12 protein-coding genes are annotated in these 16322 nt (G+C 58.4%); 8 read left to right on the forward strand and 4 right to left on the reverse strand.

What is annotated here, in order from left to right; genetic code table 11:
• Window positions 1–85: 85 nt before the first annotated feature.
• Complete coding sequence (gene yaaA, locus ACW9I6_RS08405) at window positions 86–865, reverse strand: peroxide stress protein YaaA (RefSeq protein WP_102606060.1); 780 nt, start codon at window positions 863–865, stop codon at window positions 86–88.
• A gap of 296 nt (window positions 866–1161) precedes the next feature.
• Here yaaA and ACW9I6_RS08410 point away from each other — a divergent pair, with 296 nt between their 5' ends.
• The 5 genes from ACW9I6_RS08410 to moaE all read left to right on the forward strand — a co-directional run bounded on the left by ACW9I6_RS08410 (window position 1162) and on the right by moaE (window position 5359).
• Window positions 1162–2286 carry a polysaccharide deacetylase family protein gene (locus ACW9I6_RS08410; RefSeq protein WP_457339177.1) on the forward strand — a complete coding sequence of 375 codons (1125 nt, stop codon included), beginning with the start codon at window positions 1162–1164 and terminating at the stop codon, window positions 2284–2286.
• Between the two features lie 349 nt (window positions 2287–2635).
• Window positions 2636–4030 carry a PhoH family protein gene (locus ACW9I6_RS08415; RefSeq protein WP_008435664.1) on the forward strand — a complete coding sequence of 465 codons (1395 nt, stop codon included), beginning with the start codon at window positions 2636–2638 and terminating at the stop codon, window positions 4028–4030.
• A gap of 164 nt (window positions 4031–4194) precedes the next feature.
• Complete coding sequence (gene moaC, locus ACW9I6_RS08420) at window positions 4195–4668, forward strand: cyclic pyranopterin monophosphate synthase MoaC (protein WP_008435663.1); 474 nt, start codon at window positions 4195–4197, stop codon at window positions 4666–4668.
• On the forward strand, window positions 4665–4907 hold the full coding sequence (gene moaD / locus ACW9I6_RS08425) for a molybdopterin converting factor subunit 1 (RefSeq protein ID WP_003216306.1): 243 nt from the start codon (window positions 4665–4667) through the stop codon (window positions 4905–4907). The genes moaC and moaD overlap by 4 nt, the downstream gene beginning before the upstream one ends.
• Before the next feature lie 2 nt (window positions 4908–4909).
• Window positions 4910–5359, forward strand: a complete 450-nt coding sequence (gene moaE / locus ACW9I6_RS08430) for a molybdopterin synthase catalytic subunit MoaE (RefSeq protein WP_003216307.1) — start codon at window positions 4910–4912, stop codon at window positions 5357–5359.
• Window positions 5360–5426: 67 nt separating this feature from the next.
• Here the strand turns inward: moaE and ACW9I6_RS08435 are convergent, their stop codons facing one another.
• Entirely contained in the window at window positions 5427–6563 is a 1137-nt protein-coding gene (locus ACW9I6_RS08435; protein ID WP_457339178.1) for an NAD(P)/FAD-dependent oxidoreductase, read from the reverse strand.
• Between the two features lie 254 nt (window positions 6564–6817).
• Here ACW9I6_RS08435 and ACW9I6_RS08440 point away from each other — a divergent pair, with 254 nt between their 5' ends.
• Both ACW9I6_RS08440 and ACW9I6_RS08445 read left to right on the forward strand, forming a co-directional pair.
• Window positions 6818–7843, forward strand: coding sequence for a hypothetical protein (locus tag ACW9I6_RS08440; RefSeq protein WP_087692829.1), 1026 nt, complete (start codon window positions 6818–6820; stop codon window positions 7841–7843).
• A gap of 46 nt (window positions 7844–7889) precedes the next feature.
• Window positions 7890–12665, forward strand: coding sequence for an RHS repeat domain-containing protein (locus ACW9I6_RS08445; protein WP_457339179.1), 4776 nt, complete (start codon window positions 7890–7892; stop codon window positions 12663–12665).
• A gap of 11 nt (window positions 12666–12676) precedes the next feature.
• Here the strand turns inward: ACW9I6_RS08445 and rhlB are convergent, their stop codons facing one another.
• Together rhlB and ACW9I6_RS08455 are read right to left on the reverse strand one after the other, a co-directional pair.
• Window positions 12677–14164, reverse strand: a complete 1488-nt coding sequence (rhlB, locus tag ACW9I6_RS08450) for an ATP-dependent RNA helicase RhlB (protein WP_032899430.1) — start codon at window positions 14162–14164, stop codon at window positions 12677–12679.
• Between the two features lie 96 nt (window positions 14165–14260).
• On the reverse strand, window positions 14261–14917 hold the full coding sequence (locus ACW9I6_RS08455; RefSeq protein ID WP_003216319.1) for an alpha/beta hydrolase: 657 nt from the start codon (window positions 14915–14917) through the stop codon (window positions 14261–14263).
• A 347-nt stretch (window positions 14918–15264) separates the two neighbouring features.
• Here ACW9I6_RS08455 and ACW9I6_RS08460 point away from each other — a divergent pair, with 347 nt between their 5' ends.
• Window positions 15265–16296: an amino acid ABC transporter substrate-binding protein gene (locus ACW9I6_RS08460; protein WP_003216321.1), complete on the forward strand. Its 1032-nt coding sequence runs from the start codon at window positions 15265–15267 to the stop codon at window positions 16294–16296.
• Window positions 16297–16322: the final 26 nt, after the last annotated feature.

The raw sequence follows: 16322 nt of genomic DNA on the forward strand, positions 1-16322 counted from the left end.
GCGGCGTGTCAGGCAATAAAGGCATCGACTGAACCACCGCTTTCGCGAGCAAGCCCGCTCCCACATTTGGATCTTCGTTGTCAGGTTATTCCGGTGCGTGATCCCGCAGGAACACCAGGTTATCCGGCTTCGACTGCTCCGCATTGAAGCGATAACCCTGCACGTCAAACTCCTTGAGCCTGGCCGGGTCGTTGATGCGTTCTTCAATCACGAAGCGGCTCATCATGCCCCGGGCCTTCTTGGCGTAGAAGCTGATGATCTTGTACTGGCCGTTTTTCAGATCCTTGAACTCGGTGTTGATGATCCGCGCTTTCAATGCCGGGCGTTTGACTGCCGAGAAGTACTCGTTGGACGCGAGGTTGAGCAGCACGTCATCGCCTTGTTCGGCCAGGGCTTCGTTGAGCCACTCGCTGATGCGGGTGCCCCAGAAAGCGTACAGGTCCTTGCCACGGGCGTTGGGCAGTTTGGTGCCCATTTCGAGGCGGTACGGCATCATCAGGTCCAGCGGCCGCAGCAGGCCGTACAGGCCGGAGAGCATGCGCAGGTGGTCCTGGGCGTAGGTGAAGTCGGCGTCCTTGAGGGTTTCGGCGTTGAGGCCGGTGTAGACGTCGCCCTTGAATGCCAGCAGGGCTTGTTTGGCGTTGGCGGGGGTGAAGGCGGGGGTCCAGCTGCCGAAGCGTGCGGCGTTGAGGCCGCCGATTTTGTCGGAGACGTGCATCAGTTCGCTGATTTGCGCCGGGCTGAGTTCGCGCAGTTGTTCGATCAACTCCTGGGAGTGGTCGAGGTATTGCGGCTGGGTGAAGCGCGGGGTGACCGGCTTTGACTCGAAATCGAGGGTTTTGGCGGGGGAAATCACCGTCAGCATGAAGTCGTCTCCTTTAATCGTGGGGGGATTCTAGGGGGTAGGGCGGTTTGACTCCACCTATGATGGTGATAGATAGCTGTGCGGTCGTTGGGGGGGGCATATCCGTTTCTGCGGTTACGGCGGCTTATGGTTTCGCTCTTACAGCGAGTCACTTTGCAAAAGCGTTCAAAAGTGAGCCGCTGTAAGAGCGGAACCAATACAAGCCATCACTCAAATAACGCATATACACACCAACCCAATAGCGCCCCCACACGATCGGCTATAGTGCCCGACGACTCTGGAAAGGGAGACCCTTCGTGCGAATTGCGCTTTTACTGTCAGCCTGGCTCATCTGCCTGGGCGCCCAAGCCGCCCCCGTGGATGTCGCGACCCTGGACCGCGGCACCTGGCCCGAACGCCTCAGCAGCCCCGCCCTGTTCGACGTCGCCTCACGCGCAGAAATCCTGATGTTCGCCCATACCCTGCTGGCCAGCGAAGCCCTCGACGAGCCCGCCCTCAAGCAGCGCCTGGGCCTGAAGATCATCAACCAGGCCTCGATCGACGACCTGCGCCGTCAACTCTGGCAACGGCTACTGGAAAACTACACCTTCGCCCAACAAAGCTGCGAACAGGACGCCTCCTTCTGCTACCTCGTGGAAAACATGGACGACCTGCGCGAACAAGCCGCCAAATTCGAAGTCAGCGACAACTCCTTCTATATAGGCTGGGCCGGCCCCAGCCGCGCATTCCACGAGCGCTACCTGGATGAACAGTTGCGCAAGGCCGCCCTGTTTCCCCAGATCAGCAGCGAAATCGCCCGCTTCGGCGACCACGAGCGCAACGGCGACGAACTCAACGACCGGATGTTCCTGCTGACCTTCGACAGCGGACCGTCCCCGGTCAGCGGCAATACTGACTGGCTCGCCGACTACCTGCGCAAACAGAAAATGCACAGCCTCTTCTTCGTGCTCGGCAACAGCCTGCAAACCCGCGTCGAGAAAAGCTCGGCCACCGATGTGCAGGCGCTGTACCAGGGCCAGTGCGTCGGCATCCAGGGCTGGCAGTACCGCTCCCATAGCCACTGGGTCGACTGGCAGTCGTCCATCACCCGCAGCGCCTCCCTGGCGCAAAACCTGATGCCGGAAAACTACCTGCCGCTGTTCCGCCCGCCGTACGGTCAGCGCCGGTCCGACAGCCAGGGATTTTTCCAGTCACAAGGGCTGCAAGTAGCGTTGTGGGACATCGACTCGGAAGACGAACCCGGCAAGCTCAAGGCTGATGAGTCGGCGAACCGCGTGCTCACACTGATGCTGTTGTGGCGGCGCGGGGTGATCGTCTTCCACGACACCCAGGACAAGGCGCGCATCGCTTTACCCTGGCTTTTACACGCCACGGCAGAAAGTGGACTCGGCTGGCAGGATTGCCGCGAAGCGTTTCGCTGAAAAAGCACGAAAAGCCCGGCCCTGTTGGGGCTGAGGTTTTTCAGGGGGGAATTTGGGAGGTATTTCGATACAGGCGGACTTCCGACTTTAACGGTGCAATGCCGGCGCGCCTAGTGCTATTCGTCATCCTGAAAAATAAACTTCAAAAAAGCGTCAAAGTGCTTTTTCCTGTCATGTGTTTTGCGGTATTACGAAGACAGACAGCCGAAACCTGCAACACAGGTGGCGTCTTCCAAGACACCTCTTGTGTGCACAGCACTTGACGCCCCTCAAGTGCGTTCGACGGTCGAATCGAGGCGCAGCACTGTCGTGGTATTGCGTCGACTGGCTCCCACAAAGGTGACCGAGTATGGATGATCATGGACGTAACCCTTCTTCCGACCAGCCAATCCTTTATGTGCTTGATACCAATGTACTGATTCACGATCCAAACGCACTGCTCAACTTCGAAGAACACCACGTCGCCATCCCGATGATCGTGCTTGAGGAGCTCGACAAACTCAAAAGCGGGCACCACAGCGTTGCCGCCGAATGCCGCCAGGCCATCCGCCTGATCGACAAGACCCTCGGCGAAGCCTCCCCCGACGATGTCGAGGTGGGCGTACCGATCCAGCGTGGCAAAGGCGGGCCCAAGGGCTTGCTGTCGATTCTGATGAACAAGCGCAGCGAGCCCAACAGCCTGCTGCCGGAAAATCTGAACGACAACAAAATCATCAACCAATTGATCGACCTGCACGCACGCGACAAGGATCTGCGCCTGGTGCTGGTGACCAAAGACATCAATATGCGCCTCAAGGCACGAGCGTGTGGGATCGCTGCCGAGGACTACAGTACCGACCAACTGGTTGACGACGTGTCGATGCTGTCTCGTGGTTATCACACCATGACCGGCTCGTTCTGGGATCGCGTCAGCAAGGTCGAAACCCGTCAGGACCATGGCCGCACCTGGCACCAGGTACAGCTGATCGACAACCTGCCGGCTGTGCACATCAACGAATTCATCATCGACGAACAGGGTTTTGTGGGCTGGATCAAAGAGATCCAGGTCGACAAGCTGCTGATCCTCGACCTGCATCAGGAACCCCTGTTGCACCAGGAAGCCTGGGGCCTGAAACCGCGTGATATCTACCAGAGCCTGGCGCTGTATGCCTTGCTTGATCCGGACATCCACCTGGTTAACCTGACCGGCGCCGCAGGTTCGGGGAAAACCATCCTCGCCCTGGCCGCCGCCATCGAACAGACCATGGTTACCAAACGCTATCGCCGCATCATCGCCACCCGCAGCGTGCAGGGCCTGGACCAGGAAATCGGCTTCCTGCCCGGCACCGAAGCGGAAAAAATGGAGCCGTGGCTGGGGGCGATCACCGACAACCTCGAAGCCTTGCACATGGATGACGAAAACACCCATGGCAGCGTCGACTACATCCTCAGCAAAGTGCCGTTGCAGTTCAAATCCCTCAACTACATTCGAGGTCGCAGCTTCCAGCAGAGCCTGATTTTGATCGATGAATGCCAGAACCTCACGCCGCACCAGATGAAAACCATCATCACCCGTGCCGGCGCCGGTTCCAAAGTGGTGTGCCTGGGCAACCTGGCACAGATCGACACCCCTTACCTGTCCGCGACCAGCTCCGGGCTGACTTACCTGACGGAACGCTTCAAGGACTTCCCGAACGGCGTGCACATTGCGCTGCAAGGTGTCCCTCGCTCGATTCTGGCCGAATACGCCGAATCTCACCTGTAACCACGGTCAATGTGGGAGCTGGTTTGCCTGCGATAGCATCACCTCGGTGTAAATGACATACCGAGGTGCCTGCATCGCGGGCAAGCCCGACTCCCACAAAAGCCAGCTCCCACATTTGATCGGCGTTGGGTTTACAATCGGAGCTCCTGATCAGGAGTATCCCTGTGCTGACTCATCTCGATTCCCAAGGTCGCGCCCACATGGTCGACGTCACTGAAAAAGCCGTGACGTTCCGTGAAGCCGTGGCCGAAGCGCGGGTGCGCATGTTGCCCGAGACCCTGAAAATGATTGTCGACGGCGCCCACCCCAAGGGCGACGTGTTTGCCGTGGCCCGTATCGCCGGGATCCAGGCCGCAAAAAAAACCAGTGATCTGATTCCCCTGTGCCACCCGTTGATGCTCACCGGGGTCAAGGTCGAGCTCAGTGCCGATGGCCTGGACGCGGTGCGCATCGTCGCCCGCTGCAAACTCTCCGGGCAGACCGGCGTGGAGATGGAAGCGTTGACCGCGGCCAGTGTTGCCGCCCTGACGATCTACGACATGTGCAAGGCCGTGGACCGTGGCATGACCATCGAAACCATTCGGCTGCTGGAGAAACTCGGCGGCAAGAGCGGGCATTTCAAGGCGGACCAGGCATGAGCATCAACGTACTGTTTTTTGCGCGCTACAGCGAAGCGATTGGCCTGGACTCCCTGGAGATGGAAGGTGACTTCGCGACGGTCGACGCTGTACGCCAGGCATTGGCCGGTGACCCGGAATTCGCAGTGCTCAATGAGGCCAGCCTGATGTGCGCTCGTAACCAGGAACTGTGCGACCTTGAAGAGCCGCTGCAAGCTGGCGACGAAGTGGCATTCTTCCCGCCCGTGACCGGAGGCTGACCATGGCGATTCGGGTGCAGGCCGAGGCGTTTGATCCCGGCGCCGAGGTCAATGCGATGCATGCGGCCAATGTGGGCGTAGGCGCGGTGGTGAGTTTTGTCGGCTATGTGCGCGACTTCAATGATGGCCTGGATGTGGCGGGGATGTTCCTCGAACACTACCCGGGCATGACTGAAAAGGCTCTCGGCAAAATCGTCGTGGAGGCCGAGCAACGCTGGCCGCTGCTCAAGCTGGAAGTGTTGCATCGCATTGGCGCCCTGGAGCCGGGTGAGCCGATCGTGTTTGTTGCGGCGGCCAGCGCCCATCGTCAGGCCGCGTTCGATGCCTGCGCCTTTGTGATGGACTACCTGAAGACGCGCGCTCCGTTCTGGAAGAAGGAAAACACCAGCGAAGGGCCACGCTGGGTGGAAGGGCGCGACAGCGATCACGCAGCCGCTGACCGCTGGAAATAACGTGTGGCGAGGGAGCTTGCTGTGGGAGGGAGCTCCCTCGCCACAGCAAGCTCCCCCGCCACACAGGTCAGGTCGAGGCTTGCAGCCGGTGGGGCGACAGCATCGCTTCGGTCAACCCGAACGCCGCCAATGCATCCGGCAACGGCTTCCCGCGCACCAGCGCCGCACTGGCCTGGCCCATCGCTGGTGAGGTCTGAATCCCATAGCCGCCCTGAGCCGCAATCCAGAATAATCCCTCCACCTGTGGATCGAACCCGCAGACCAGATCACCATCGCTGACGAAACTGCGCAGCCCGGCCCAGGTCCGCGCAGGTCGGCGGATACTCAGGGTGGTGGCTTCTTCGATGTGATAGATCCCCGTGGCGATGTCCAGCTCTTCCGGTTGCACATCGTGGGGCTCCACCGGGTCGGCATTGGCCGGTGAGCCGAGGAACATGCCGGCGTCGGGTTTCATATAGAACGAACCGTCGAGGGCCGCCAGCTCCGGCCATGCGTGGATGTTCAGCTCGGCGGGTGGAGAGAAGACGAACGCGCTGCGACGTTTGGGTTGCAGGCCGATTTTCTGTGCACCGGCCAACTCGCCGATATGGTCGGCCCAGGCGCCGGCGGCGTTGATGATCACCGGGGCGCTGAAGTGTTGTTGGGCCGTGCGCACTTGCCACAGTCCCTGACCGTCACGGGTCAGTTTCTGCACCTCACTGTCGGTGTGGATTTCTCCGCCATTGCGCCGAATGCCGCGCAGGTAACCTTGATAGAGCGCATCGGTATCGATGTCACACACGGTCGGGTCGTAGATCCCGCCATGGACTTTTTCCCGGCGCAGGATCGGCATCATGGACATCGACTCCTCGACGTCGAGCAGTCGCGTTTCTGGCACAAGGGCTTTGGCACTCAGGTACTGGCGCTGCAACTCACCGGGGTCGCCAATCAAGTCCACCAGCAATTCGCCCCGTGGGGTGAGCAAGGGGTGTTCGGCAAAGCCTGCGGGCGGCTGATCGAAGAAGGCGCGGCTGCCCAGCGTCAGCGCGCGGACCTGGGGCGTACCATAGGCGGCGATGTACAGGGCGGCGGAACGGCCGGTGGAGTGGTAACCCGGCATCGACTCGCGTTCCAGCACGATGACGCGGGCATGGTGTGACAGCCAGTAGCCGGCGGATGCGCCGGCGATGCCACCGCCGATGATGAGGTAGTCGGCCTGGTTCATGTGTTCCTCCTGGATTTGAAAATGCTGAAACCAAATGTGCAGGCTTGCTTGCTCCTCCACAAGCCCGCTTTCACATTTATATTCAGCCTGGCGATAAAGCAGGAAATCGCTATTTCCTTTTGACCTGAAAATTCCGGAAAAACTGTTATTTCTAACAGTAGGCGGTCCCTTCTATAAAGCGCTTACTTGCATCAGGCCGGTACAAGATGTGGCGTTGATGATAACTGTTCTCTATGTTGGATAAGGAGAAGGAAATGAAAGCGGAAGATCCCAATGTTCGTTTAAAAACGTTTGATATTGAATTTCCTCGCGATGGTGGCAATGTAGTTAATAATGAGGTGTATCTGGGTGGCAAACAGCAATGTCAAGTCAATATAATTGTCCAAAAGGAGAGGAGAAACGCTGAAGGTATATGGGAGCTGGCAGCCTTTGAGGCGACGGAGCTTGAAAGTGCCACGGTGGTTGAGTATTCCACAAACCCAGAAGCGACAATTCCGGCCGGATGGTATTGTGATACAAAAAGGAACGAATTTAACATGGGTCGGTGGTCGGGGGTGCTTGAGGAACCCAGCATGGCTACAGCCCCTTCTAACCCTATTATTCAGCCGATGCCCGGTATTGGTCCGCTCGAAAATGAGAAGCGATACCTGAGGTGTGATCTGAGATCAAGTGGTAATCAGCAGTTTATGGCAAAAATTACGGTGGGACGTAAAACATATACAACTAATATGGAGAGAGATAATGTTAATTATCAATCATCTGTCACTGTTAAGTGTCAAGAGCCCTATACATTGTCTGCTGAGCGGCTCGATCATTGGGCTGATACCGACGCCTTTTCAGTGCAGGGTGTGGATGTGGATATTTATTATTGGACGCCCCCCCTTGGGTTGAGATTTGTCGAGAATATACCTCCGACTGATCCCGTAAAATTAAAAGATTCATCTGTTCAGGGGGATCACTTTGATATTTACTACACTCGGGACATTGGGCACGGTATTAGACAGATCGGCGGTGTCATACGGGGTAATACTGTTGGAAACATCACAATGAATAGCCTGCTGAAAAAATCTTCAGGGGGAAATGACCCAATTCCTGCGAACAAGCGCAATACCATCATGCGTGCTGCGCGAGTCAAGGCCTGGTTGGATAACCCCAACACCGATCAACAAGGGGCCAGTATTTGGACAATGGTCGATAGTTATGGCTGCTCGCATCACTATTACCTGACCGAGACCGACAATTACAATGTGATGGTGCTGCGCGCCACTTCAAAACCCTGACGTTCCAGGCATTTCATCCCCTCTCCAAGTGCGAAGCGGTGGACCTATGGACATCTATTCGAACGCGTTTAATTTCAGTGCCCACCTCGGCGGTTCGGTTGACCTGCGTACCGGGCAGTATGGGTGTCTGGTTCGTTTGGCAGTCTTGAGCCCAAAAGGGCCGTTAGAGATCAGCCGAGAGATTGCCTTGGCGTTCTCGATGATGGATACCCGCAACAGTGGCTACGGTAAAGGCTGGAGCTTGTCGAATACCGAATTTGACCCGAACAGCTTCAAGCTTACGCTACTCAACGGTGAACAATATCTAACCCAAGGGCTGCCCTCCGTAGGGGACAATGCTGTTATTACCGACCATAAGTTGAAGGACCTCACCATAAAACGGGTTGCGCAAAATACGCTGCACGTAATTTACAAGGATGGCACTGTCGAAATCCTGCGTCCCCTCAGCATTCCCGGTCCCTATAAGATCAGTGCCATCCAGTTCGAAAATGGCGAGCGGCTGACCTTCCGGTATGGCGGTAATAACTTATTGCAGAGCATTGTTGACGATAAAGAAACCGACCTGTTGATGTTAAAGTATTCCGCCGGATCGCTGGTAACCGCCGATACACTAATTGATGGTAATCGTTATGCCCGTACGCGATTTGAATATACTCATATCGACAATCAACTGACCAAGGTCACGGTTCCTTATGACTTGGCCGGGCCAGTCGCAAGTGAGGCCTATTCGTTTCAGTACCTCAGGTTGCCTGATGCAATGGTAGCTATTTCGCAGGTTATGACACCCATGGGGGGGCAGGAGATAATTCGGTATAACCCCAATGGGCATCAATACGATGCCCGTTTGTATATTCCGGTCGTCACCTACTGGGAGCAAAACCCCGGACGCGGGCAGCCCTCTGTCGTCCGCTCTTATAACTACAGTCCCAACCGTAACTTCACGGGATATCCTCTTAATGGCGGATTTCGCCAGGGCCAGGATAATTTGTATCGGGTGGATAGCGAGTACGCTTATTGGGCGGAAGAAACTTACGTTGATAATAATGGCAAGCCCCTGCGGTCTACCCGCGCCACTTATAATCGTTTTCACCTGTTGACTGAGGAATTAATGCTAGCCAATGGCAGCCAGGTCAAAACCGAGACTGTCTACAATGAAGTTCGGGGCGTCCAGTTTCCAAATCAGCCCGCCAATCTCCAACTTCCGAGCCGCATCACCAAGACCTTTGAGCTGTATCCTCAGGGTGGCAAACCCCCAAGGGCGGAAGTGGTCAGTATCACCACCGATGACTTCGGCAACGAACTAAGCCGCACCGAGGCCTCCGGCGTACGCACCGAATACACTTATTACCCGGTGACCGGCGAGCCCCGAAGATGCCCTGCCGACCCCCATGGACTCTTTCAACGTTACCTGAAGCTGGAAAAGCTTTTCCCGGCCAGATCGACCACTGCGGCTCGGACCACTGAACATTCCCACACCGACGTCTCGATAACGGGGGGCGGCTACTTCGTCATGCCGCTTGCCATCAACCTTGAAGGGGGCACCCATACGTCTTATACCTATCATTCTGTGGCCGCCAACCCCGCCCTGCATGGTCGCTTGAAAAGCTCCACGACGACGATCGACAAACTCTCTCTGGTCTCCGATTTCACCTGCACCTTCAATGGCGACTCGATCACCGAAGTCCGGAGCTTGAAGGGGCGTGAGCCTGGTCAATGGCTCGAGTCCGCGCGCGCGTGGTCGCTGACCAATCAGCGTCTGCTCGACATGACACGTGATGCCGTCGGCAGCCTGGCGATGACGTACGATGTCAGTGGGCGGCTGACATCGGAAACCGCCGCGCCAGGCAAGCCCCAGATGGCCCGACGTCGTTATGCCTATCACTTTTCGGCCGGGGCCAAGATGGCCCATTTGGTCACCACGGACGCACAAGGCACCGTGCTCTTCACGTATTTCGATGGCATGGGACGCCAGCTCTCTGCTGCGCAATCGCTTGATGGCATCGCGGACAATGACAGGCTTCTGGGTTCCTGGGCGTACGACGCACTCGGGCGGCTCGTGAAGCAAACCCGTCTGGATTATCTGGGTGATGGGCCACGTACATTGAAAACCAGCCACGCCTATAACATCTGGGGCAACCCGTGGACGGTAACTCAACCCGATGGTCGGGTATTGATCGATGAATATGACCCGCTCCTCAACCGCCGGGTGACGGGAGTGCAAGGTGACGCGCAACTGGAAACCTGGTTCAACGAACACAATCAACCTGCACGGGTTGAGCGCGTGAGCGTTGGCGGTGCGCGCATTGTGGTGGAAACCCGTACTTATGACGGGCTGGGCCGCTGCACGGAGCGCATCGATGCCAGGAAGACCAAGACTGAATACGCCTATGACATTTTTGATCGTGTGGTGCGCAGCCTGGAAACCCCATCCGACGGAACGCCGCCCCGTGAGCGGTTGACGACGTATGCGCTTGGCACCAGTGAGCCAATGGTGCGCACCCTCACCGTAGACAGCAAGCTGCTTGGCACGCGTGAATACGACAGCCTGGGCCGCGTCATTTCCCAAGCGCGTGGCAACGCAACAGCCACGACCTGGGAGTACAAGCCCAACCAGGTTGCGCCAGTGGCGGTGACTTCGCCGCGCGGTGACCGCCAGGAGTACCGGTATGACCTCGAGCTGGAAACATTGACGGGCGTCCAGATGGCAGGGCATGCGCCGATAGACCTTGAGTACGACCCCATCAGTGGCGCGATGCGACAATCCCTTACAGCCGGGCTCAAGCATGAGATGAGTTACGACGAGAACGGCTATCTCGCCAAGGAAGTTCAGACGCTGGGCAATCAGGCATTGACTAGCCTGACCAGCTACTCACCGGGTGGGCGGCTGTTGCGGCATACCTCGGCGGATGGGCAGCGCAGTGACCTGAAATATGACCTGTTCGGACGCCTCCAACAGACAACCACCGGTTTTATCGGCACGATCCAGGCTTACGACAGCCTGGGGCGCCCATCGGCGCGAACCCTCAGTTACCAATTCATGCGTCTTACCGACTCGGTGGTCTATGACGCATGGGGGCGTGAGTCAGAACGTAAGCTGGATCAGTTCGGTGCGCTACTGCAGAACATCGTCAGCACCTATTACGACGATGGCCTGCTGGCCACTCGCACGTTGAAAGATGCGAATGACGCCGTGGTCACGGGCGAGACGTTCACTTACGATGGTTATTCGCGGCTCAAATCCTATGTGTGCGACGGCACGCAATTCCCCATGGATCGATTGGGTCGGGCGATCAAGCAGCAGCATTTCAGTTACGACGGTCTCGATAATATGACCGAAGTGCAGACGACATTTACCGATGGCGGTAGCGACCGTAGCGAGCGTTTTTTCCAGGGTCAAGATCCTGCTTGCCTGACGCGCGTAACCCACACTAACCCGGTGCAAAACCAGACCCTGAGCTATGACGCCTCCGGTAATTTGCAGCAGGGCACCTCCAGCCGCAGCTTTGCGTACAACGGTTTTGACCAGCTCACTGGTGTGCAGGTCGACGCCCTCAGGTACAGCTATCAATACGACGGCGAAGCACGCCAGGTGCTTGCTGCGCGAGGCAACGAAGCCCCCGTGATGCTGGCCTATGCCGGGGATCGGCTCGACACGCTGGTGGAGGGCAGTAAACGGGTGCATTACGTGCGCGACGGCGACCAGGTGCTGGCCTACCGTGATCACGGTAATCGCGAGCAACTACTGGTCAATGACGGCGCTGGCAGTGTCCGCGGTGTGGTGGCGCCGGGCATGGAGCAGGTGCGCCGGCAGTACGCGCCCTACGGTGACGCCAGGATCGCCTTGGCAGATGGCACGCCTCCTTCGATGGTCCATCTGCAACTGCCCGCATACAACGGCGAACGGCTGGACGTACCGGTCAACCTCTATCACCTGGGTAATGGGCGCCGTGCCTATGATCCCGAACTCATGGTGTTTCTCTCTCCTGATCCCCTCAGTCCTTTTGACGAGGGCGGGATCAACAGCTACGCCTATTGTGGCGGTGACCCGGTGAATTGGTCGGACCCCAGCGGCCTCTTCAGTTTTCCAACATGGGCCCGGTGGGCACTGACCGGTGTTGCACTGGGCATGTCGGTGGTCACCGCTGGGCTTGCAACTGCGGGCTTGCTCGCTGCCATCAGCGCTCAAGCCGCTGTACTGACCATTGCCGGCAAGAGTGCGCTGTTGGCGGCCTCAGGCGCGGCCTCGGTAGGTGGGACGTTGGGGATTGCCGCACTGAGCGTTGAGGCGGTCGACAATCAGATGGGCTGGGATCGCTCCAGTCAAATCAACGTCCTGAACTGGGCATCGCTGACCTTTGCAGCGGTGGGTGTCGCGGCCAGTTTAGGGGGCGCAGGCATAGCGGCGACGGGCGCTTCCCGGGCGGTTGAAGTCGCCGCAAGCCCGGCGGTCCGAAGCTTCAGTCTATTGAGTTCCCAAGCAAGGGCCGGATTGCAGGCCGCTGGCAAGTTGCTGACCGGTGCTTCTTACAAGTTCTTCAATGACATTACGCTGCCAAGCCAAGCCTGGGGGGTGACGCGTTTTGGCTTGCGCGTGGTCAATCTGTACCGCTCGGTCGACGGTCGGATCAGAAAGCGCCAGCCGGCAGCGCCTATCGGGGGCGATGCCGAGAACTTGCAGCAGCCACTGGGGCAGCCGCAACCCCAGCCTCAGGCCCATCGCCTTGTCGATATGTCGGGCAGCAGCTTCACTTTCCATGAGACCTTTTCGCAGGAGGCCTCGCGTGTTCGCCAACCCATCCTGGCCGAATGGAATTCGGCCTGAGGCTTTCCAGCTTAAGGGCGCTTGCGCTCCACCGGACGCAACAGATGCGTCGGCGGCGTTTCGCAACTGATCTTGCGGCCCAGCAAGGTTTCGATCGACGGCAACTGGTACGAGTCGTCTTCACCGGCAAAGCTGATGGACACGCCCGCAGCACCGGCACGGCCGGTACGGCCAATCCGGTGCACGTAGTCGTCCGGCACTTCCGGCAGGGTGAAGTTGATCACGTGGCTGATGCCATCGATATGAATCCCGCGCCCGGCCACGTCGGTGGCCACCAGCACGCGAATCTTGCCTTCGCGGAAACCTTCCAGGGTCTTGATGCGCTTGTGCTGCGGCACGTCGCCGGACAGTTGCGCGGCATTCACGCCATCACGCACCAGGCGTTCTTCGATGCGGCGCACTTCGTCCTTGCGGTTGGCAAACACCATGACCCGCTCCCAACCGTTGTCGTTGACCAGGTTGTAGAGCAGCTTGTATTTGTCGGCACCGGCCACGGCATAGATATGCTGTTCGACGTTCTCGCTGGCGACGTTGAGTGCCTCGATCTCGACGATGGACGGGTCGGTGGTCCACTGCTTGGCGAGGTTCATCACGTCTTCGGTGAAGGTCGCGGAGAACAGCAGGGTCTGGCGCTCGTTTTTCGGCGGGGTCTGGCGAATGATCTGACGCACTTGCGGGATGAAGCCCATGTCGAGCATGCGGTCGGCTTCGTCCAGCACCATCACTTCGACCATGTCCAGGTGCACGTCGCCGCGCTGGTTGAAGTCCAGCAAGCGCCCCGGGGTGGCCACCAGGATGTCGCAGTGGCGCGCTTCCAGATGCTTGAGCTGCTTGTCGAAGTCCATCCCGCCAACAAACGTCATCACGTTGAGGCCGGTGTACTTGGTCAGGTCGGCGGCGTCCTTGGCGATCTGTACCACCAGCTCCCGGGTCGGGGCGATGATCAGTGCGCGGGGTTCACCCATGTAGCGCTCTTTTGGCGGTGGGGTCTGCAACAACTGCGTAATGATCGAGATCAGGAACGCAGCGGTCTTGCCGGTACCGGTCTGGGCGCGACCGATGGCGTCTTTGCCGGCGAGGGTGAAGCCCAGCACTTGCGCCTGGATCGGCGTGCAGTACGGGAAACCCAGGTCCTGGATGGCGTGCATCAGTTCCGGGGCGAGCTTGAAATCATGAAAGCGGGTTTTGCCTTCCTGGGGTTCGACGGCGAAGTCTTCCAGTTTCCAGGGAATAACCACAGGTTTGGGCGCGCGTTCACGGCGCGGCTTTTCCTGGCGTGGCTCCTGGCGTGGTTGGTCGGCGGCTGGCTCTTCAGCGACGTTAACCGTGGCGGGTGTGGTCACCGGCTCTTTTTTTGGCGAGGCTACAGGTGCGGTCCGGCCAGGCTGCTGGCCGTCATTGCGGCTGCCTTGAACGTGGGCGGGGGCACTGGAACCTGGCGCGAGCTGCTCAGCCTCGCTTTTACCGAACATCTTCTTGAGTGCTTTGAGCACGGTCATCTCATCAATTGGTTAAGGAATGTACGCCGGCCAGTGTAATGCAAGAATCGGGCGCGGCGTAGTGCGTTGGTCATGCGGCTACACAATGGGTGGTTTTCAGCCCAGGCGGGCGGCCAACCAGTCACCGATATCGTGTATCTCCTGGGGTAACACTTCGTGGCCCATTGGGTATTCCTGCCATGCAACGGTGACACCGCGCGACTTCAAATGCTCATAGGCGCTGCGACCCATGGCGTTCTGCACCACGTCGTCGTATTGGCCGTGCAGGCACAGCGCCGGAATCCGTTGCTGGCTCGCCGACAATTCGAGTTCGTCACCGAAAGTGGGCGCGTAGGTGGAAAGGGCGATCACGCCACCCAAGGCGCCCTGCCATTTCAGGAACGCGGTGTGGAACACCACGGCGCCACCCTGGGAAAAACCGGCGAGGAAAATCCGCGAGGCGTCTATCCCGCTGCTTTTTTGTTCCTTGATCAGGTCGGTAACCATTTTTGCCGAGGCTTCCAGCTCTTCAACACTGATGGAACGCGCCGGGCTCATGGCCTTGATGTCGTACCAGCTCGGCATCTCGTAGCCGCCATTGATGGTCACCGGGCGTGTCGGCGCCTGGGGCAGGACAAAGCGCGTCGACAGGAGTTTTTCCTGCAGGGCTTCGGCCACGGGCAGGAAGTCGTAGCGATCGGCACCCAGGCCATGCAACCAGATTACGCAGGCGTCTGCGGGCTTGGCGGGCTGAAGAATCAAGGGTTCGGTCATGTCTGCTCCATATATGTGCGTGCGCTCCGATTGAGTGCGTCGGAACGGTGCGCGACGGGTTGATCTGTTAAGAGAATGTCGCAAGGTTGAATCTTTTGCTCTTGACCATGGGCTGAAACGACTCAGCCATCAGTCTGGTACGGGGCTTGCTATGTGAAACCCGATGTCAAGGCTCACCCCAGGCGGTAACACTATCAGTGACTGGCGCCTGTGGGATAGCAACTGGACTTAAAGCAAAAACCTCATGCTGTTTGACCCCAAAAAAAGCCAACACGGGTCGATGTCGCCTCATAAGGGTGCGGTGGGGTTCGAGCTCCGACACAACAAGAGCAAAACTGGAGGTTTGAATGAAGGTATTGAAATCCACCCTGGCCATCGTGACCGCGGCTACCGTACTGGGTGTCAGTGGTTTCGCCCAGGCTGGCGCCACTCTGGATGCCGTGCAGAAGAAAGGCTTCGTGCAGTGTGGCGTGAGCGACGGTCTGCCGGGCTTCTCGGTGCCGGACGCCAGCGGCAAGATCCTCGGGATCGACGCTGACGTGTGCCGTGCTGTTGCCGCTGCCGTATTCGGCGACGCAACCAAGGTCAAATTCAGCCAGTTGAATGCCAAGGAGCGTTTCACCGCGCTTCAGTCTGGCGAAGTCGACATCCTGTCGCGCAACACCACCATGACCAGCTCCCGCGATGCCGGCATGGGCCTGAAATTCCCGGGCTTCATCACCTACTACGACGGTGTTGGTTTCCTGGTGAACAACAAGCTGGGCGTGAAAAGTGCCAAGGAACTGGACGGTGCAACCATCTGCATCCAGGCCGGTACCACCACTGAGCTGAACGTTTCCGACTACTTCCGCGCCAACAACCTGAAGTACACCCCGATCACGTTCGACACCTCCGATGAAAGCGCCAAGTCGCTGGAATCCGGTCGTTGCGACGTACTGACCTCCGACAAGTCCCAGCTCTACGCACAGCGCAGCAAGCTGGCTTCGCCGAAAGACTACGTGGTACTGCCGGAAACCATTTCCAAAGAACCACTGGGCCCTGTCGTGCGTAACGGCGACGACGAGTGGCTGGCCATCGTGCGCTGGGTTGGCTACGCCATGCTCAACGCTGAAGAAGCCGGTATCACCTCCAAAAACGTCGAAGCTGAAGCCAAGTCCACCAAGAACCCGGACGTTGCCCGTCTGCTGGGTGCTGACGGCGAATACGGCAAAGACCTGAAAGTGAAGAAGGACTGGGTCGTACAGATCGTCAAGCAGGTCGGTAACTACGGCGAAGTGTTCGAGAAAAACCTCGGCAAGAGCACGCCTCTGGAAATCGATCGTGGCCTGAACGCTCTGTGGACCAACGGTGGCATTCAATACGCACCACCTGTGCGCTGATCGCTGATGGTTCTATCACCCGGTGG

This window comes from Pseudomonas sp. SDO5522_S412 (assembly GCF_054071215.1).